The organism is Bacteroidota bacterium (assembly GCA_036522515.1).
Lineage (GTDB): Bacteria > Bacteroidota > Ignavibacteria > UBA10030 > SZUA-254 > VBOC01.
The window spans coordinates 1-17,892 of the sequence record DATDFQ010000005.1; the positions used below are offsets into that span (position 1 = coordinate 1).

Annotated in this window: 15 protein-coding genes; 6 read left to right on the plus strand and 9 right to left on the minus strand. The window is 59.3% G+C overall.

What is annotated here, in order from left to right; genetic code table 11:
- Positions 1 to 489 precede the first annotated feature (489 nt).
- From VI215_00395 to VI215_00425, 7 genes are all read right to left on the minus strand, one after another.
- A complete protein-coding gene (locus VI215_00395) occupies positions 490 to 870 on the minus strand; it encodes a hypothetical protein (GenBank protein ID HEY6190763.1) in 381 nt (126 codons plus the stop codon).
- A 474-nt stretch (positions 871 to 1,344) separates the two neighbouring features.
- Positions 1,345 to 2,166, minus strand: coding sequence for an N-acetylmuramoyl-L-alanine amidase-like domain-containing protein (locus VI215_00400; protein HEY6190764.1), 822 nt, complete (start codon positions 2,164 to 2,166; stop codon positions 1,345 to 1,347).
- Between the two features lie 56 nt (positions 2,167 to 2,222).
- On the minus strand, positions 2,223 to 4,958 hold the full coding sequence (locus VI215_00405) for a replicative DNA helicase (GenBank protein HEY6190765.1): 2,736 nt from the start codon (positions 4,956 to 4,958) through the stop codon (positions 2,223 to 2,225).
- The gene (locus VI215_00410; GenBank protein ID HEY6190766.1) at positions 4,958 to 5,701 is read right to left on the minus strand and encodes a uracil-DNA glycosylase; all 744 of its coding nucleotides are present in this window, start codon (positions 5,699 to 5,701) and stop codon (positions 4,958 to 4,960) included. The genes VI215_00405 and VI215_00410 overlap by 1 nt, the downstream gene beginning before the upstream one ends.
- 70 nt (positions 5,702 to 5,771) lie before the next feature.
- On the minus strand, positions 5,772 to 6,986 hold the full coding sequence (gene coaBC / locus VI215_00415; GenBank protein HEY6190767.1) for a bifunctional phosphopantothenoylcysteine decarboxylase/phosphopantothenate--cysteine ligase CoaBC: 1,215 nt from the start codon (positions 6,984 to 6,986) through the stop codon (positions 5,772 to 5,774).
- A gap of 135 nt (positions 6,987 to 7,121) precedes the next feature.
- The gene (locus VI215_00420) at positions 7,122 to 7,448 is read right to left on the minus strand and encodes a DNA-directed RNA polymerase subunit omega (GenBank protein HEY6190768.1); all 327 of its coding nucleotides are present in this window, start codon (positions 7,446 to 7,448) and stop codon (positions 7,122 to 7,124) included.
- Positions 7,449 to 7,464: 16 nt separating this feature from the next.
- The gene (locus tag VI215_00425; GenBank protein ID HEY6190769.1) at positions 7,465 to 8,334 is read right to left on the minus strand and encodes a YicC/YloC family endoribonuclease; all 870 of its coding nucleotides are present in this window, start codon (positions 8,332 to 8,334) and stop codon (positions 7,465 to 7,467) included.
- 169 nt (positions 8,335 to 8,503) lie between these two features.
- Here VI215_00425 and VI215_00430 point away from each other — a divergent pair, with 169 nt between their 5' ends.
- Positions 8,504 to 10,210, plus strand: coding sequence for an NFACT RNA binding domain-containing protein (locus tag VI215_00430; GenBank protein HEY6190770.1), 1,707 nt, complete (start codon positions 8,504 to 8,506; stop codon positions 10,208 to 10,210).
- 100 nt (positions 10,211 to 10,310) lie between these two features.
- The gene (locus tag VI215_00435) at positions 10,311 to 10,955 is read left to right on the plus strand and encodes an outer membrane beta-barrel protein (protein ID HEY6190771.1); all 645 of its coding nucleotides are present in this window, start codon (positions 10,311 to 10,313) and stop codon (positions 10,953 to 10,955) included.
- A gap of 6 nt (positions 10,956 to 10,961) precedes the next feature.
- Here the strand turns inward: VI215_00435 and VI215_00440 are convergent, their stop codons facing one another.
- Together VI215_00440 and VI215_00445 are read right to left on the minus strand one after the other, a co-directional pair.
- Positions 10,962 to 11,786, minus strand: a complete 825-nt coding sequence (locus tag VI215_00440) for a hypothetical protein (protein ID HEY6190772.1) — start codon at positions 11,784 to 11,786, stop codon at positions 10,962 to 10,964.
- A 4-nt stretch (positions 11,787 to 11,790) separates the two neighbouring features.
- Positions 11,791 to 13,458 carry a hypothetical protein gene (locus VI215_00445; protein ID HEY6190773.1) on the minus strand — a complete coding sequence of 556 codons (1,668 nt, stop codon included), beginning with the start codon at positions 13,456 to 13,458 and terminating at the stop codon, positions 11,791 to 11,793.
- Between the two features lie 204 nt (positions 13,459 to 13,662).
- Here VI215_00445 and VI215_00450 point away from each other — a divergent pair, with 204 nt between their 5' ends.
- Genes VI215_00450 through VI215_00465 form a run of 4 tightly spaced genes read left to right on the plus strand, consistent with a single transcriptional unit; the run spans position 13,663 to position 17,796 of the window.
- A complete protein-coding gene (locus VI215_00450; protein HEY6190774.1) occupies positions 13,663 to 14,649 on the plus strand; it encodes a polyprenyl synthetase family protein in 987 nt (328 codons plus the stop codon).
- Between the two features lie 6 nt (positions 14,650 to 14,655).
- Positions 14,656 to 14,922 (plus strand): HPr family phosphocarrier protein, encoded by a 267-nt coding sequence (locus VI215_00455; GenBank protein ID HEY6190775.1) that lies wholly within the window; start codon positions 14,656 to 14,658, stop codon positions 14,920 to 14,922.
- A gap of 2 nt (positions 14,923 to 14,924) precedes the next feature.
- Complete coding sequence (ptsP, locus tag VI215_00460) at positions 14,925 to 16,697, plus strand: phosphoenolpyruvate--protein phosphotransferase (protein HEY6190776.1); 1,773 nt, start codon at positions 14,925 to 14,927, stop codon at positions 16,695 to 16,697.
- 46 nt (positions 16,698 to 16,743) lie between these two features.
- On the plus strand, positions 16,744 to 17,796 hold the full coding sequence (locus tag VI215_00465) for a bifunctional phosphoglucose/phosphomannose isomerase (protein HEY6190777.1): 1,053 nt from the start codon (positions 16,744 to 16,746) through the stop codon (positions 17,794 to 17,796).
- The last annotated feature ends 96 nt before the right edge of the window (positions 17,797 to 17,892 follow it).

Here is a 17,892-nt window from a genome sequence, read left to right on the forward strand (position 1 = left end):
CCGATGGAGCCCGTCGACCCGAGTATGCAGATGTTCTTCATTTGGGAATAAAGTTCGTCCCGCCTACTCCGTCATTCGGGGCAAACGGGACATTTTGGTGTTAAAAGGTACAGAAATCCCCGGCGGAATCCAAACCAACGATGACACCTCCTACGGTCTGAGTTTCGTTCGCATCTCGTTACGCGACCTGAAGGTCGCGCCTACCGATGCCTCGGGCTTGGTAGCCGCAGCCTTTAGGCTGCGGGTGTTCTGCTTGGCTGTTGAAATTTACCCACCACCAAGACACCGGTTGCCCGGCAAGGGGAGGTTAAAAAAGCCTGATCCCGCAATCGCGGGATCAGGCCCTTACAGATGTTCAGGATGTTAGGTCAGGAGGGCAACGCTTGCTAAGCGCCGATTCCCGCCATGCTGAGAACCGTGTTCATTCGTTTCACCTTTCCGACCGCTGTTGCATTCTTCAGAATCATGCGCGATTACAACCTGTGACTTCTACCAGCCGTTGAACGTCAATGTGGTCCTCCCGGAATCGTCCGCCGTGAGCGTGGCCACCCAGGCTGTATTGAGCACGCTTGTCCCTGTGAAGGAGATGTGGCCTGCATTTCCTGGCACACTGACCGCGTAGGTGCCGTTGTCGTCCTGGGCGAGTTGTCTGGGTACTTGGTACCCGAGGTATGATCCGCTTCCGCCCCCCAGAGTTCCAGGTCGAATCTTGTACTGAAACGCGTCCGAGGCGATCGAAACAAGCGAAGTCGTAATGCCGTCTTCGTTCGCGCGCGTGGAATGGGCACTCGATTGTGTGATCCCCACCGCGATCGCGATTGCAATAACGATCACGCCGAGAAGAATGAGTAAAATTTGTTGCTGTCCCATATGATTTCTTTCTTTGGCGATGAGTTAGAGTAGGGTGTCCCAAGCCGGGGTCGGCAAGAGATGTCCCGAGAACTTGCTTCGCCAGCGGTGGATTAATGGTCAGAAAGGCGGCGGGAACGCACATTCCCTCACCCTTCGATCTTTTCTTGAGTTTTGATTGACGATGGGAGGGTAGATTCATCCGAGTTCCGATGATCCTCCTCGTCCGGCTGGAGCACTATCTCACGATGGCGATCTGTTAAATTTAATTAAGATTGGGTCATGATCTTGGTGCTCTGCGTCACTGATGTGGCAATTTACCCGATTAAATGTCCGAGGGGGGGGTGCCGCCTCGCCGCTGAATCCCATCGTGTGGCATCCCGGGGAGGATTCCAATGGCGAGAATAGCTGGAACTGAAAGGTAATCCCGGCCCAAAACGTGTCGGGTGGGTGGAAATGAAGGGGGGTGGCGGCGGGTCAGTTACGCGGGCGGAATCATTCCCCCGGTTCGATCGGGCGGATAACGATGATACCGGTGTAGGAGCGGAATTTCCTGATGTGCGCCTCCAGGGTTTCCCGGGAGATCTGGACGATCCCATGGACATTCGGAGCGTGCATGTAGTGAAGCGTTCCGTCCTCGGTCCGGACCGCGATGCCGGTGTGGCTGACATCGAGGCCGGGAAGGTCCGTGGTGATGGCGATAATGTCGCCGTTCCGGATCCCCGATTGAAGCCTGGATATCTGGGAGCGCGGGATGTGGTAGAGGGCGCGTGCCGAAAGCGAATCCTCGATGCTCCGCAATGCTGAATAAGCGGAATCTTCCGAGAGTTTCGGATAAGAGGCGCGATGGGAGGTCATGAAGTCGATGGTCTTCCGGTAAGGCGTCCCTCCGAGCTCTTTCGACACGTCCTTCACGAGCCCCTTTTTCTCGTTGTCTGCGATCCACTCGGTGAAGTAATGGAGCCTGCTGGCGTATCCCCGGATCGCCCCGCCGCGGTACCGTAGCGATTGGAGCTCGGACCGGAACGTGTCGAAGGTGAGACGGTTTTGTTTGATGCACCGGGCTAGCGCGCAGGCGTCTTCGACCAGCGTGACACAATCAAAGCTATGCACGTCCACCACAAGGCGTTCCTCACCGGGTGTGTCGAGCGTGTGCGCTTCGTACGGCTTACCGAGGAATTGACCGCCAACCGCAACGATGAGGTCGCCGATGGGTTTCTTGATGAGGGCGTGTTCGAACGCGTAGGAAAAGAGCTTGTTGCAGATGAGGGCGTCTTCCGATTGGGCGAAAGAGGTTCCAGAGCCCAGAACGAGCACCGGAAGGATGACGGCGAGGCACCTCCCGGCATGAAATCCGATCGTCCGGGAGTTCCTCAGAAGGGCGGTTCTCCTTCGACCACCGGAGCGGGTGGAAGGTAGCTCTCGAGGGCCCGGGGAGCTCTGCGCTCGAAGCCGGCGTAGTCTTTGACAAACGTGAGGAGCGCCTGGCCGGTGGGGCCGTTCCGCTGCTTGCCTATGATGATCTCCGCGATCCCTTCGGCGTCGATCGTCGTACCGTCGACGTCCCGCACTTCCTTGATGTTGTACGTCTCGGGCCGGTGGACAAATATCACCACGTCCGCGTCCTGCTCGATGGCTCCCGAATTATGACTGACAATTCCATCTGCGAGCCAGGATGCCGTGCCTGGCACGGTAAGGTCAAACACCTCTTCCTCACCGTCAGGCTCGATTGAAACAATCCGATCCCAGAACAGGTCGTTGGTCGCACATTCTCCGAGGAATGGATCATCCAGTAATTCGGCGTATGAGAGCAGCGTTGAGCGCGAGGGCGCAAATTTGAAATGGGAAGTTCCCCCGTACGACGTTCCGCGGCGATGCGTCATCTCTCGCTGCGAGATGCCCCGCTCTTTCATTCTTGCCCGCACAAGATCAAATACTTCGACCGGTATCGTGTCAACATTTGTATTGGAATCAACACCTTCCAATGTCGCAGCCAACCTGTCGCCCTGCATGCGCCGCGGTCCAAACGTTCCCACGCTTCCGAGGAATTTCAAGAAAGCGTCGACTCCTGTAATGATCACCTGATAGCCCGGCCTATATTGGGCCTTCCGGGTGCTGCGAATGCGCGCAACGATTCCGAATCGAAGGAGCAACGCCGCAACATCGTAAGCCAAGCCCTGACTGTTCGTGGCATAGTATATTGTGCTTGAGCCGCCGGTACGGGAATGAATACATCCGTCGGTCGCCCAGAGATGTCTTAGGAAGAGGGCTATCTCATCATTGGTCAATTGGTATATGGCTCGCGGGACTCTCTTCTGATACGATCGTTGGTTGAAGATGCCCAATTCCCGGAGCCACCTATTCACGCCTTCTGGGTGCCAACGATTGCCGTTTCCGCTCAACAACAACTGATGCCAACTCCTTCTCCCGGGATATCGGGTAACCTTTGTGCCAAACTCCTGCAAAGCTGCATTCCGTACCGCGTCACTATTATCTTCGGAACCCGTCGTGTAACGCAATGGTTGACCGCTCAAGTAGCTTCCATCCCCGATCAATTGGCCCAGGAGTGTCAACCGTTCGTCGGGCCAGCGCTCAACTCTCGCGTCAGGCTCAGGAATGCTCCGGGCAATTCCCAAGCGATCGCCTATCGCCAAATCTTTGACTTCACACCAGCCGTTGATAGTGTAGAGGCGGTGCTTGTCCGTTGCACGGATAGACCGGCCACTGGAGAGAGTCACCTTCATGACCGGTTTGATTCCGACAGGCCAGACCGCATCACAGAAGGCAGTTCCAATTCGTCCCTCCCTGGTCATTGTGAATACTTCCATTTGCTGCCCGGAAAGTTCCCGGATCGGGATCCGGCGTCCGTCGGCAAGATAAACGAGAGTTTCCCCTGTGACACATTCGCGAAGATCTGAAAGGACGGGGCGCTTGTCACCGCGGGATTCGAGGGTCCGGTTCAATTGGGAAAGCGCGATGACCGGTATGTTCAACTCTTTCGCAAGGGCTTTGAGCGACCGGGAGATCATCGAGATTTCGCGTTCGCGCGACTCGGCGCTCTTCGGACCGGCCACGAGCTGCAGATAATCGACGATCACGAGGCCGATATTGTGTTCCGCCTTGAGCCGGCGCGCCTTCGCCCGCAACTCGAGGATGCTGAGCGCCGCCGAATCGTCGATGAAAATCTTCGCTTCTGCGAGCTTCCCCACGTTCCTGCTGAGGTATTTCCAGTTCTCGTCCGGTAGCTTTCCGGTCCGCAACTGGTGGGCGTTGACCCGTGCCTCGGCCGAGAGCATGCGGATAATGAGCTGCTGTTCGGACATCTCGAGGCTGAAGATCGCCACGCTCGTTTTCTTTTCCGGGTGCAGGGCCGCGTTGCGGGCGACTGCAAGCGCGAGGGCGGTCTTTCCCTGGCTGGGCCTTCCCGCCATGATGATCAGATCGGAATTCTGGAATCCCCCCGTTTTCTCGTCGAGCGACGGGAAGCCGCTCGGGACCCCGGTCACGCCGCTGTGCTTGCCGTGAATCTCTTCCAGCATCGCAAACGTCTCGTGCAGGGCGCGGTTGATGGGGGTGAACGCTCTCTTCAGCCTGCGTTCCGAAATTTGAAAAATTTTCGCCTCGGCCTCGTCGAGCAGGTCGAGGGCATCCTCGGTTTCGTTGTACGCCCTTGCTGCGACCGCGGAGGACGCTGTAATGAGGCTTCGCATCAGCGCCTTTTCCAGGACGATCCGGGCGTGATATTCGATGTTCGCCGAGCTCGTCACATTCATCGTCAGCTCGGTGACATAGACCGGATCCTCGGCGGGATTGAGCGATCCTTTCCGCCTGAGCTCTTCGACCACGGTGACCGCATCGATCGCGTCCCCCTTCTCAAACAGCGAGACCATCGACCCGAACAACCTCTGGTGCGTCGGATGATAGAAGCTGGTGGCATCGAGCACTTCGAGAGCCTTTGGAACGGCTTCCTTGTCGATAAGCATCGCCCCGAGAATCGCCTTTTCGACGTCTACCGCCTGGGGCGGGGTGCGTCCGGCCGGAGGAGCGTTCACCGGTTGCAATGCCGCTGAAGGAGGGGCCGTCTGGATTTCACTCGTACCGTTTGCCATCACGACGCCTGTTGTTGTTTCCGTTTTTCATGGAGTTCCATAAGCACTTTCATATCCTCCCAGGCCGGCCGTTTCCAGGCCGGGTTGCGCAGGAGCGCCGCCGGATGATACGTCACGATCAGCGTCGCTCCGTGGAATTCGTGCGTGCGGCCCCTGAGCGCGGAGAGGGTTTCGTTCGTCCGGAGAAGCCATTGGGCGGAGATCCGTCCGAGACAGACGATGAACTTCGGTTTGATGAGATCGATCTGTTTCAGAAGGTAGGGCGAGCATGTCTCCATCTCGGAGGGCAACGGGTCGCGGTTCTGCGGCGGGCGGCACTTGAGGATGTTGCAAATATAGACTTCCTCCCGCTTCATCCCGATCGCCTCGATAATCTTGTTGAGGAGCTGTCCCGCCCTTCCGACGAACGGTTCGCCCTGCGCATCTTCGTCCGCCCCCGGCGCCTCGCCGATAAACATGATGTCCGCGTTCGTATTCCCGGTCCCGAAGACGAATTTGATCCGGGTCTGTCCCAACGGACACTTCAGGCATTCATGAATCTGGCCGTACAGTTCCGCCGGAGACACCGCGCCGGCCCACGGCTCGTCGGGAATGCCCACTGCGGAGTCCGGCTGCTTCGCCGCCCCGCCGGCGATCTTCTTTCCGGATTCCTCGGTATAGACAATATTTCCAAAGAGATCGCGCTGCTGCATCAGGTAGGCCCGCGCCTTGTCGAGAACATCCGATACTTCATTTGATTTCATTCGTCGCCAGGGGAGGATCCTGCAGATTCCCGGCGCTTCCCCGGCTTTGGCCGCGGGCGGCGCCGTACGATTACAACATTTTTGAGAGCCGGTCCAGAATACGATTTGCCACGTCGAACTTCTGCATCTTTGCCAGGCGCTCGACTTTTCCCGACTTCGAGATGATGGTGACCACATTGGTATCCGAATTGAATCCCGCCCCGTCCGTCAGCGGATTATTCAGAACAATGAGGTCAAGCTTCTTCTCCTTCAGTTTCGTCTTCGCATTCCGGAGGCCGTTGTCGGTCTCCAGGGCGAATCCCACGACGACGGCGCCGTGTTTTTTGGCCGAAAGGGTTCCGAGAATGTCGGGCGTTCGTTCCAGGCGCAACGTCATGCCGTCGGTTCCCAGCTTCTCTTTCTTGATCTTCCCGCGCGAGATCTGCGCCGGCTTGAAATCGGATACCGCAGCCGCCATGATCAGCGCATGCGATTTCCCGAATTCCTTCGTCACGGCGCCGAGCATCTGGTCCGCCGTTTCGACGCCGATCAGGCGCACATTCCGGGGCGCCGGGATCGAGACGGCTCCCGAAACGAGAGTCACCTCCGCTCCGCGCAGGGCCGCCGCGTTCGCCAGAGCGAATCCCATCTTTCCCGAGGACCGGTTTCCGAGAAACCTCACCGGGTCGATCGCCTCGCGGGTGGGGCCGGCTGTGATCAGAATTCTCTTCCCCCGCAAATCCCGGCGGGCAGAACCGAGCACCTCATCCAGAGCGCGAACGATCGCCGAAATCTCGGGCAGCCGTCCGGGTCCGGTCAACCCGCTCGCCAGTTCGCCTTCCTCCGGCGGAAGCACCGTGTAGCCCAATTCGCGGAGCCGGGTCAGATTCTCCTGAGTCGCGCTGTGCCGGAGCATGTCGGCATCCATCGCGGGCGAAATGACAAGGGGACAGCGGGCCGCCAGCGCCAGAGTCGAAACAGCGTCATCGGCGTATCCGTGGGCGAGCTTGGCCGCGAGATTGGCGGTAGCGGGGGCGATCAGCATCAGGTCGGCCCAGCGGCCGAGCTCGATGTGCCATGTTCCCGCATCGATTGCGCCCGAAGCCGCGTCCGGAAACGTGCCGACGACGACCTTTCCGCCCGAAAGGGTGGAGAGGACGAGGGGGGTCACAAACTGCGTTGCGGCCTCCGTCATGACGACGCGGACAGCCGCTCCGGCTTTTTTCAGCTCACGAACGAGAAACGGGATCTTGTATGCGGCTATTCCGCCCGTGACCCCGAGAAGGATGTGCTTGTTTTTCAGCATGGGTCAACAGGGCTCCCACCCTTCGACGGCCTTTGAAACGGTCTGTCATCCTGGGCACGTTCGCGTCGCTCGGTGTAAACTCCGGGAAGGATCCAGGAGATTCTTCGTCGCTTCGCTCCTCAGAATGACAAGTGGTTAGACGGCCGCGAACGGCGGTGGATCTTCCTCCTTGTACCGGTGCGATAGCTTTTCGTCCATCAATTCCCCGATGGCGATTTCTGTCGGCTTGGGACGCTGCTCGAACTCCTGGGCGACCAGAATCTGATCCGGGTTCGTCTGGGGCTGCTCCGTTTCATCCTCCGGTTCGAAGACGCGCGATTGCAGCATTTCAATCCGCTGGTTGAATTCGATCTTTTGTTCTTCGTTGATCTGGCGGGCGCGCTTCAGGAGTATCACGATCGCTTCGTAGATGTTTTCCGCGCGGCTGGTCAGTTCTTCAATGTCGATGGGCTTAATGGGCATTCTGGTGCTCTCCGGTTTATTCGATGTTCTGCAACTGTTCTCGGATTTTCTCGAGTTCTTCCTTCATGGCGACAACCTTGTGCGCGATCTCCGCGCTGCCGGCCTTGGAACCGACCGTGTTCACCTCGCGGTTCATCTCCTGAACAAGGAAATTGAGGCGGCGCCCCGCGCTTTCTTCGCCGTCCATGGCGTTTCTGAAAAACTTTGTGTGGCTTCGGAACCGGACGCATTCCTCCGTCACGTCAAGCTTGTCGACGAAGAGCGCGACTTCGAGTTCGAGCCGCCGCGAGTCGATGACCTTCGTATCGGACAGGAGCTGCTTCAAACGCTCTTCCAGCCGGCTGCGCTCCAGCGGAATCAGGTCTTTCGCGACCCGTTCGATCTGCCCGATGCTCGAGTCCAGGCTGGCGATCCGGGCGAGAAGGTCCTTCATCAGCTCGCTTCCCTCCTGCCTGCGCATGTTTTCGGCATCGTCGAGCGCGGCGGCGATCGCCTTCCGGGCCACCGACCACTCGAGCTCGTCGCCGGAGTCGAATACGTCGATCTCCAGGACCTCGGGAAACTTCAACAGATGATCGAGCGTGATCCGCTCCTTGATGCCGGCGGTCTTCCGGAGGCTGTTCAGCAGCTTGACGTAGGCTTTTGCCGCTGCGGGATTGATTTTGACGGGCGCCTCGCTGTCGTTCTCGCGCGTGATCGTGACGACGAGATTCACTTTGCCGCGGGAAAACTTGGTGCGGACCAGCTCCTTCAGCTCGTTCTCGCGCATGGAGAGGGTTCGCGGGAGCCGGGCAGTCACTTCGAGAAACCGGTTGTTCACACTGCGCAGATCCGCGAAAGCGGTGATCCGTTTCTCGGTTACTTCTCCCCGCCCATATCCCGTCATGCTTGAAATCATGGAAAAACACGGCCTTCTGAGGTGCCAACCCCCACCAAGGTACAAAATATTTGATCAGTGGTCAAGGAAAACATTCCCTCCGGGGAGCAGGATTGAGAATCGCGCACTTTTTCTCTATATTGGAGCCACAACATATCCCGGTGCCCCTCTCCCGCGTATGGTCACACACTACTTCACGCTGGTCGCACTCACCCGCGAGCTCGATACGCTCCTCCGGTCTTCTGCCATCGCCGAAATCTTCACACAGCAGAAGGACGAGTTGATTATCCGCGTCGACCGGACCCCGGGGGCGGATCTCCCGCAGAGCCGGTCTTCCCTGCACATTTCCGTCAATCCGCGTCTCAATTACCTCTTCGTGGAGGAACAGAATTCCCGCGCAAGGAGGAATTCGGTGGATCTGTTCGAGGAGCTCACCGGTTCGGTCGTCGATCGCGTCTCGCTTCTTCCCTTCGACAGAACCCTGAGGTTCGCCTTCCGGGACCGCCGCTTTCTCTACGTCAGATTGTATGACAGCGCTGCGAGCAATATCTACCTGACCGGCGAAGACCTGAAAATCCTCAATGCCTTCAAGAACCGCAAGAAACTGCAGGGAACCATCCTCCGGCTGGACGAACGGAAGTTCGACGCTTCGATCCTGGAGAATCCTCTCCCGTTCCGGGAATCGTTGAGGAACGCGTCCCCGCCGCTTCTCTTCCAGGCGCTGAAGGCTGCGGTGCCCGTTCTCGGGACCGTGTTCGCGCGCGAGGCGCTCATCCGCGCGGGCGTGGGCGAGGACACTCCCGTGCGCGACCTCGCCGACGAGGGACTGGACCGCCTCCATCGGGAGGTTCGGGGGATGATCGCCGCGATGGAAGAGGGGGAGCGGCGGGAAGAAGGGAAAACGGACGGAACGTACGTCTACGTTCGGGGGGCGACGCCGGTGGTCCTCTCGGCGATTCCCCTCCGGCATCTCGCGGACATGCAGCCGGAGCGGTTCGACAGCATACACCGCGCGATCAAATCGTTCATCGGAAAAACCTCCCGGACCCGCTCTTCGGAATCGGAAAAGGACGAACTGTTCGGCGCGATCACAAAGGAGATCGAGCGGGGCAACCGCGCGCTGAATCTCGCGCGCGCCGCGGCGGCCGAATCGTGGCGGGCCGAGGAGTACGAACGGATGGGCCGGCTGCTCATGGGGAATCTGCACCTGGTTGAGAAAGGAGCGGGCTGGGTCGACGTGTCGGATCCCTACCTTGCGGGTGAGACCGTCACCGTTGTGCTCAATCCGGCATTCACTCCGGCGCGGAACGCGGAAGAATACTTCGGGAAGGCGAAAAAGTTGCGGGCGGCCCTTTCCGAAACGGAGAAGCGCATCGCACAACTGGAAGGAAAGGTCAATCACTTTGAAGAAATGCTTCAGCGCCTTGACGCCTCCCGGACGGATGCCGAAGTCGCGGCCTTCAAGAAGGAGTACGCGAGCGGCCTGAAGACAACCGGGCTTCCGGAACAAAGCGGCGGGAAGGAGAAGCTCCCGTTCAGGACATTCGAAATCACCGGCGGCTTCCAGGTCCTGGTGGGGAAAAGCAGCGCCAACAACGACCTGCTGACGACCCGCTTCGCCAAGCCGAACGATCTCTGGTTCCATGCGCGCGGGGCCAGCGGTTCCCACACGGTCCTCAAGGTCCAGAAGGGACAGCAAGTTCCGCGCGAGGCGATCCGGGAGGCGGCATGCATCGCCGCGTACTACAGCAAAATGAGAAAGGCGAGCAACGTACCCGTCGCCTATTGCGAGCGAAAATATGTCCACAAACCCCGGGGGGCTCCGGCGGGCACCGTCACACTGGAACGTGAAGAAATAGTCTTTGTCAAGCCCCGCCTTCCTTGAAAAAGGGCGGAAAACTTCGTATACTCTTGCTCCTTGAGCGAACCCCCCCGTTGGGTAATTACCGGCGTCATTGCTTTCTCATTTAAAGAGGGAATCTGTCATGAAGCGTGTTTTACTCCTTATTCTGATCAGCTCGAGTCTTCTCACGTGCCTGCACGCGCAGGACGATAGTTCAACGGTGAAGACTCCCGAGATTTCTCTCTCAGGGGGAGTTTCTCTGCCGTACCTTCCGGATCATTTCAAGGATTACTGGAAAAAGGGATGGAACGCCGGCGCCGGGTTCGGATATTCGACGAACCCCGGCTCGATCGGCTACAGTACGCTGCTCGCCACGGTGGAATATTCGAGATGGGCTTTTGACGTGGCCGCCTTCCGGACGAAACTCAATCTGGTGCAAAAGAACGTCGCGCTCTCCAGGAATCCGACCAGCGTCTTCAACATCATGTTTTCGTACAAGGGAACTTTTTCGCCTTCACGAAGGAGCCTTGCCCCCTATTTTCTGATCGGGTTCGGCTATCTCCATCTCTCCGAAGGGGCGATCACCTGTTCCGGCGACACGGCATTCACCGTTTCGGGGCAGAGCGCGTCGGCGTTCGCATGGTCGGTCGGGGTGGGGATCGAGGTTCCCGTCACCGAATCGATCGCATTCTTCGTCCAGGGGAAATCGACGCTCGGGGTGATCGATCCCACACGGCAATACTTTCCGCTTTCCGGCGGGTTTACCTACCGTCTTCTGAACAAATAGTCCGCCTCATTCGGGTGGCTCGGGATAAAAGTTCTCCCGGGTCAACCCGCATTCCTTCGCCGCCTGGTTCAGCAGCCGGAGGATGCCTGTCTTCTCGTTGAACGCCGCCGCGTTGATTTCGGCGCGCGGCTTGCCGATCGGGTGGAACGGGACGCTCGTGATTGTGTGATTCACGCTGTCCCGATCGTCTCCCATCGCCCCCCGGAACGCCCAGACATCGTCGAACTTGCCGTCGAACCCGCTGCTTCGCACGACGATCTGTCGGTCCACCCACTCCCTGTCCGGATCCATGTCGATCTGGACCGCCGCGTCCAGGACCCCGTCGTAGTTGTCGTCCGCCCAATGGTTGAACACGATTCTGCAGTGGCCCACGTAGTAATCGGCCTGGTCGTAATCCATCGGTTTGGTCCGTTCCGGAAAACCCTCGGGAAAATCCGCCGGCTTGTAGGCGGCCGCTCCCCCGACAAGGGCGAGGTAATCGATCGCTCCGTCGCCATTCCGGTCGTAGAGGTACGCCCAGGTCGATGTCTTTCCCGGGTTCGGGTTAATCCCCTGGAATTCCACGGAGAGCGAGATCGATTTCCGCGGATCCGGAAGGGGTTTGAGCGTAACGGCCGCGAGCAGCACCCTGGTATCCCCCTGTAACCCCACAAAAGTGACGTACCTCCGTGAAACCTTTTTCGAGCAGACGATCGCAAGGTCTTTCCCGATGGGCGGGAACTGGCATACCGTATCCGCATGCGGATAGAAATCAAGGATGCCGCTTTGCTGGGCTTCCAGCGATGCCGCGGCAAGAAGCACGACGCAAAGCAACGTGAACGCACATCTCATCGGTTCAATCCCTCGTAATATTCCTGGTCACGTCGATGCCGAGCTTCCGGAGGTAGGCGCCGCTCTCAAGCGACTTGCCCGTGGCATCCCGGATCCGGTCCGTCCATTCTTCCGATTCGCCCGACGCATAGAGATGGGCGATCATCCACTCCGCCAGATGAGGATTGCGGCTCTTCTGTTCACCGAACTTGCTGGAAAGCGCTTCCTGAAGTTGCGTCGCAATCATTCCCGCCAGAACATAGTTCTGGTAGTAGCAGGGGTACGACACGTACCAGATCGACGCCGCGAACTGGGCGGGCTCCCCCGGGTCGAGATCGACGAGCATATACTTCTTGAACATCTCCCGTTCCAGCGCCCCGAGATCCTGGCCCGGATCCTGATACATCCGGTACTCGAAGAAAAAGTCCTTCATCAACCGGCGGAGCCGGCAAAGCGCGGGAATCGACCGGTTCTTGATATAGCGCTCGATCTGCCTGGGCTTCACATCGGTGTAGCCGGAGATCCAGAGCGAATCGTCCGTAAACTCCCCGTGCATATCGGCCACGCCCTCTTCGTACGCGGCGCACTGGGCGCCGGGAATCCACTCGTACCCCCTGAGGATCGGATACTCGACCCGGGTGTGGACCGCCTTCAGAGAGTGGCCATACTCATGGAAGGCGACCGCATAGAAGCCCTTCCCCTTCGTCGGATTCACCAGGAACCTCGAGTCGGACGGGATGCGGATCGCGAGGCTCAGCCCGCCGTACGGAATGTCCTTCACCACCTCCCGGATGGGGAGCGAATCGACATCGAAGCCGATGCTCTTCTGAAATTCGTGGATGATCGCGAACACCGATTCCGGGAGAAAGTACCTGTCGGGCAGCTGGACGGCTTCCCGGAGGGCGTAGTCGAAATCCCACGCTTCGAACGTCTCCGCGTGCATCTTCTCCCGCGCGGTAGCCATGAAGTCCTCCAGCGGCGCGCGGGTTTGCTCTTCGAGCTCGTTCATCGTCCTGAGGAGCCAGGCCTCGTCGATCGCCTGGAGCCGAAGAGCAAGGGAATAGTAATTAGGAAAACCGAGTTCGCGGGCCTTTTCGTTCCTGAGTTTGACGAGCCTGACGAGGTCTTCTCCGGCGGACGCGGAGATCTGGGACGTGAGCGACCAGAGTTTGTGCCGCTGTTGCTGTTTCCTCTCCTGCCTCAACCGGTTGCTCACCTGGGCCCGCGTCAGGAGCGAATCGCCCATCTTCAGCTTGAAGCCGGTGATCGTTTGCTGAAGACGGTTCTCGATCCCGGCGATCCCGTGATCGGCATAGATCGCCCCGCCGATGAAGCACCGGTGCCAGAGCTCCAGCCTGCGGGCGAGCGGCTTGTCGGACAGGGAGGATGACCTCCCCCGCCACGTTTCGATGATGGAGCGGGCCGTCGTGTCGCCGAAAATTCCGGCAAATTCCGCTTTCGCGCCATCCAGGTCGAACGGCGCTTCCTGCGAGTAGCTGTTCCAGTTGGCGAGCCCCATCCGCTCGCACGCATGCTCGTATCTCCGCTCGAGTGTGTCGAGGTAGACATAGAGCTCGTTCTTCGAATCGACAGTCGTTTTCTTAGCCACCTGTTGGTCCGCCTTCTGCTTGCAGGAATACTCCGCAACCAAGAGCGCAGCGGCAGTCACCAGAACGAGGACGCGGCGGAGCATCGGGGTTTATGGGTTCAGGAGTGGGTTATGGAGTCCATTTTCCGGAGCGTAAGATAGGAAAAATTTATTTCAAAAGGTTCAAGCACTCCCCAAAACGGCTCAAATTCCCGCAGTTCCCTTGCTTCTCATACCCTCTTTTCTTATTATACCCGCATAGAGAGCGGCTCCCGTCCCAATTATACACCTTTCGCCATCGCCAGGCCATTGAAGCATACAAATCCCGGGCGGGTCTACGACGCCTACAGAGTTCGCGTCGAAGAAAAACTGCGGTCGCTCGCCGATCACAACACGCCCGTCTCAGTCTCCCGGCCCATTCGCTACGTCCTTTCCGGACGGGGAAAACGGATCCGGTCTCTCCTCGTCCTCTTCTCGTGTGAAGCCGTGGGGGGCAATCCCCGCCGCGCGCTGGACACGGCGGCGGCGATGGAAATTCTCCACAACTTCACGCTCGTCCACGACGACGTCATGGACAACTCCGAGCTCCGGAGGGGAAGGGCGACGGTGCACGAGCGGTGGAACCCGAATATCGCCATTCTTTCGGGAGACGAGCTTGTCGCCCTGGCGTACCGTTCCCTTCTCAGGACCGACACACGCCGCCTGAAGGAAATTCTCGTCGTCTTCACCGAATCGTTCATCGAGGTCTGCGAGGGACAGGCGCTCGACAAGGAGTTCGAGATCCGGAAGGACGTTTCCCTGGAGGAATATCTGTCGATGATCGGGAAGAAAACCGGCAGGATGATCGCAGCCGCCACGGAGATCGGCGGCCTGGTCGGAGGCGGAACGCGGGGGGAAGTCGCCGCACTCCGCGCATTCGGAGAACACCTCGGGAGAGCCTTCCAGATCCGGGACGATCTCCTCGACGCCGTCGGGAGCGAGGATCAGTTCGGCAAAAAGATCGGGAGCGACATCAGGGAACGGAAGAAAACCTACCTGTTTCTCACGGCGCTCGGGCGCGCGCGGGGGGGCGACCGCTCCTTCCTGAGCTCCCTTCGGACAAGAAACGGCATTACCACCCGCGTGGTCGACCGCGTCCGCGGCATCTACGTTCGCACCGGCACAATTGAGGCGGCCGAACGCGCCATCGAGCGGAGCACGGCCCGCGCGCAGGAATCGCTGAGGCCGATCAAACCGGGAAGGGGAAAAGAACTCCTCCTCTGGCTCTCGCACCGGCTTCTCGACAGAGCGTCCTAGCGCCTGATGATCGAGCGTGAGGTGGTGATCAAGAACCGGACGGGCCTGCACACGCGGCCTGCGGCCACGCTGGTCAAGACGGCTTCGAAGTTCAACTCCGAATTCCTCATATTCAAGGACGACATGGAGATCAACGGCAAAAGCATCATCGGCGTGATGACGCTTGCGGCGGAACAGGGGTCGAAACTTCTTCTCCGGTTTTCGGGAAACGACGAAGAGGAGGCGGCGAACGCCGTGGTGGCTCTCTTCGAAAGCGGGTTCGACGAGGAATGAAAATGCCCGATAAGACGCCGGCGAGGGAGGTCGTTCTCAACGGGATTGCGGCATCTCCGGGGATCGCGATCGGACGGGTCTATCTCTTCACGAAGACCATTCCGCGGGTCGAGGAGCGCGAGGTCGCGGCCGGCGACGTCGAGCCGGAAATCGAGCGGCTGACCAGGGCCGTCGAGAAGGCGTCCCGGGAGCTGAACAAGATCCTCCTCTTCGCCCGCCAGAAAGTCGGCGATGCGAAGGCGAGAATCTTCGAAGCCCAGATCATGATCCTGGAAGACCGGGTCCTGCTCGACGCCGTCGTCAACCGTATCAGGCGGGAGCGGAAGAACGCCGAGTTCATCGTAAGCGATGAAATCGGAAAGTACGCCAGTCTCATGATGGAGGCCAACGCCGAGTACATGCATGAACGGGCGCACGACATCGAGGACCTGAAACACCGGGTCATCCGAAGCCTGCACCAGGAAAAACTCGTCTCACGGCTCGAAGAATCCGTCATCGTGATCGCGCATGAGCTCACGACGGCGGACGCGATCATCCTCAGCCGGAACCATGTCCTCGGATATGCCACCGATAAGGGCGGAGTCACATCGCACGCCGCGCTCTTCTCCCGCTCGCTCAAGATTCCGGCGGTGGTCGGACTCGGAGATATCAGCCGGGAAGCGGAGACGGGCGACCTGATCGTGGTCGACGGGTACAGCGGCACGGTCGTGATCAATCCTTCCAAAGAACGCGTCCAGGAGCTCGAGCGGAAGCGTGAACACCTTCTGACGTTCGAGGCGAGACTTTCCGAACTGCGGGACCTTCCCGCGACCACGGCCGATAACCACAGCATCGAGCTCTCTGCGAATATAGAACTTCCCGAGGAGCTGGAATACGTCCTTCTGCAGGGCTCGCAAGGAGTGGGATTGTACCGTACGGAGAGCCTGCTCATAGGTCTGGACGAGATCCCGTCGGAGGAGGAGCAATACCTCGAGTACAAGAAGGTCGTCGAGCGGCTTGCCCCCAACCGGGTCATCATGCGGACCTTCGATATCGGCGGAGACAAGATCGCTCCCGAGACAGCGGAGGAATCGAACCCGTTCCTCGGCTGGAGGGGCATCCGTATCTGTTTCGACCGGCCCGACCTGTTCATGAACCAGCTCCGGGCGATGCTCCGCGCCAGCGCCCACGGGAATCTCGCCGTCATGTTCCCGATGATCACGACCATCGGCGAGGTGCGGAAGGCGAAGGAGTTCGTCGGTCAGGCAAAATCGGACCTGAAGCGCGAAGGGATCAAATTTGACGAACAGATCAAGCTCGGGGTCATGATCGAGGTCCCCTCGGCCGCCCTCAATGCGAGGATGATTGCGGCGGAAGTGGATTTCCTGAGCATCGGCTCGAACGATCTGATCCAGTACCTCCTCGCGGTCGACCGCGGAAACAGCCTCGTGTCGAAGCTTTACCAGACCTTCGACCCCGGGGTCCTCACGACCATAAAATTTATCATCAACGCGGGACACAAGGAAAAGAAATGGGTGGGGATTTGCGGAGAAATGGCGGGAAACCCCCTGGCCGTGCCCCTCTTGATCGGATTCGGGATCGATGAAATGAGCGTCGTACCGGGGATCCTTCCCGAAATCAAGAAAATCGTGCGGTCGTTGCGGTACGATCGTCTTCGGGAGATCGCGGCCGAAGTTCTGAAGTTCCCGACCGCGGAGGAGTCGGAATCGTACCTGCGAAACTTTCTCAGGGAGGAAATTCCCGACCTGCCGTTGGACAACGATCCCGCGCCCTGACGCGGCGGCGGCGCTCTCCGCATCACCAATCGAGGAACATTCTGCCATGAACCAATCAACCGTTGATCTGTACGACAAATCGGGCATGCGTGAACTTCTTGCGGCGTTCCCGCTCCAGGCCCGGGAGGCCGTCGCCATCGCGAAGCGGAGCGCCGTGCCGATCGACAGCCGGGGGATCGACAACGTCGTCGTCACCGGACTCGGGGGTTCGGCCATCGCCGGCGATCTGCTCCGCTCCTATCTCGCCGCGGAACTCCGCGTCCCGTTTATCGTCAACCGCAACTACGTGCTGCCGGAGTTCGTCGGCCCGGGATCGCTCGTGATCGTTTCGAGCTATTCGGGCGACACCGAGGAGACGGTCTCGGCGCATCTGGACGCAAGGAAACGAAAGGCCCGGGTCCTCTGCATCAGCACAAACGGCGAAACCGCCCGGCTCGCGCGGAAATTCAGGCAGACGGTCATTTCCATCCCCAAGCGGCTCCCGCCGAGGGCCGCTCTCGGATACTCGTTCTTTCCGATGCTCATCGCCCTCGTCAAAATGAAATTCGTCCGGGCGCGGGAGAAAGACCTGCGGGAAACGCTCGCCCTCCTCGAACGCTCATCGAGGAGATTTAATTCGCTCGAGCCGAAGCGCAACCCGGCGCTTCAGATTGCCCAGAAACTCTACGGCAAACTGCCGGTGATCTACTCCGCCGCGGACCGGTTGGACGCGGTCGGCGTCCGGTGGAGGGGGCAGCTCGCCGAGAACGCCAAGGTCCTCGCTTTCGGAAACGTGCTTCCGGAGATGAACCATAACGAGCTCGTGGGCTGGAGGGTCCTGCGCCGGCAGATGAACGAAATGGCGGTTATTTTTCTCCGGGACCGTCAGGATCACAAACGCGTGGGCATGCGGATCGACATTACGAAGAGCGTGGTCAGCGAATACGCCTCGAGCATCACCGAAATCACGAGCGAGGGGAACTCCCTCCTCGCGAGACTCTTCTACCTGGTCCACCTGGGCGACTGGGTGAGCTTTTATCTCGCGATGCTGAACGGCATGGACCCGACCCCCGTCAAGATCATCGATTATTTGAAATGGGAGCTGGGGAAGGCCAGGTAGAAGCGCGCAGCCTGAAGGCTGCGCCTACCATGTGGCAACGGTGCCGGCATCGGAAACTGCAACGGTGGCGGAATCGGTAGCCGCAACCTTTAGGTT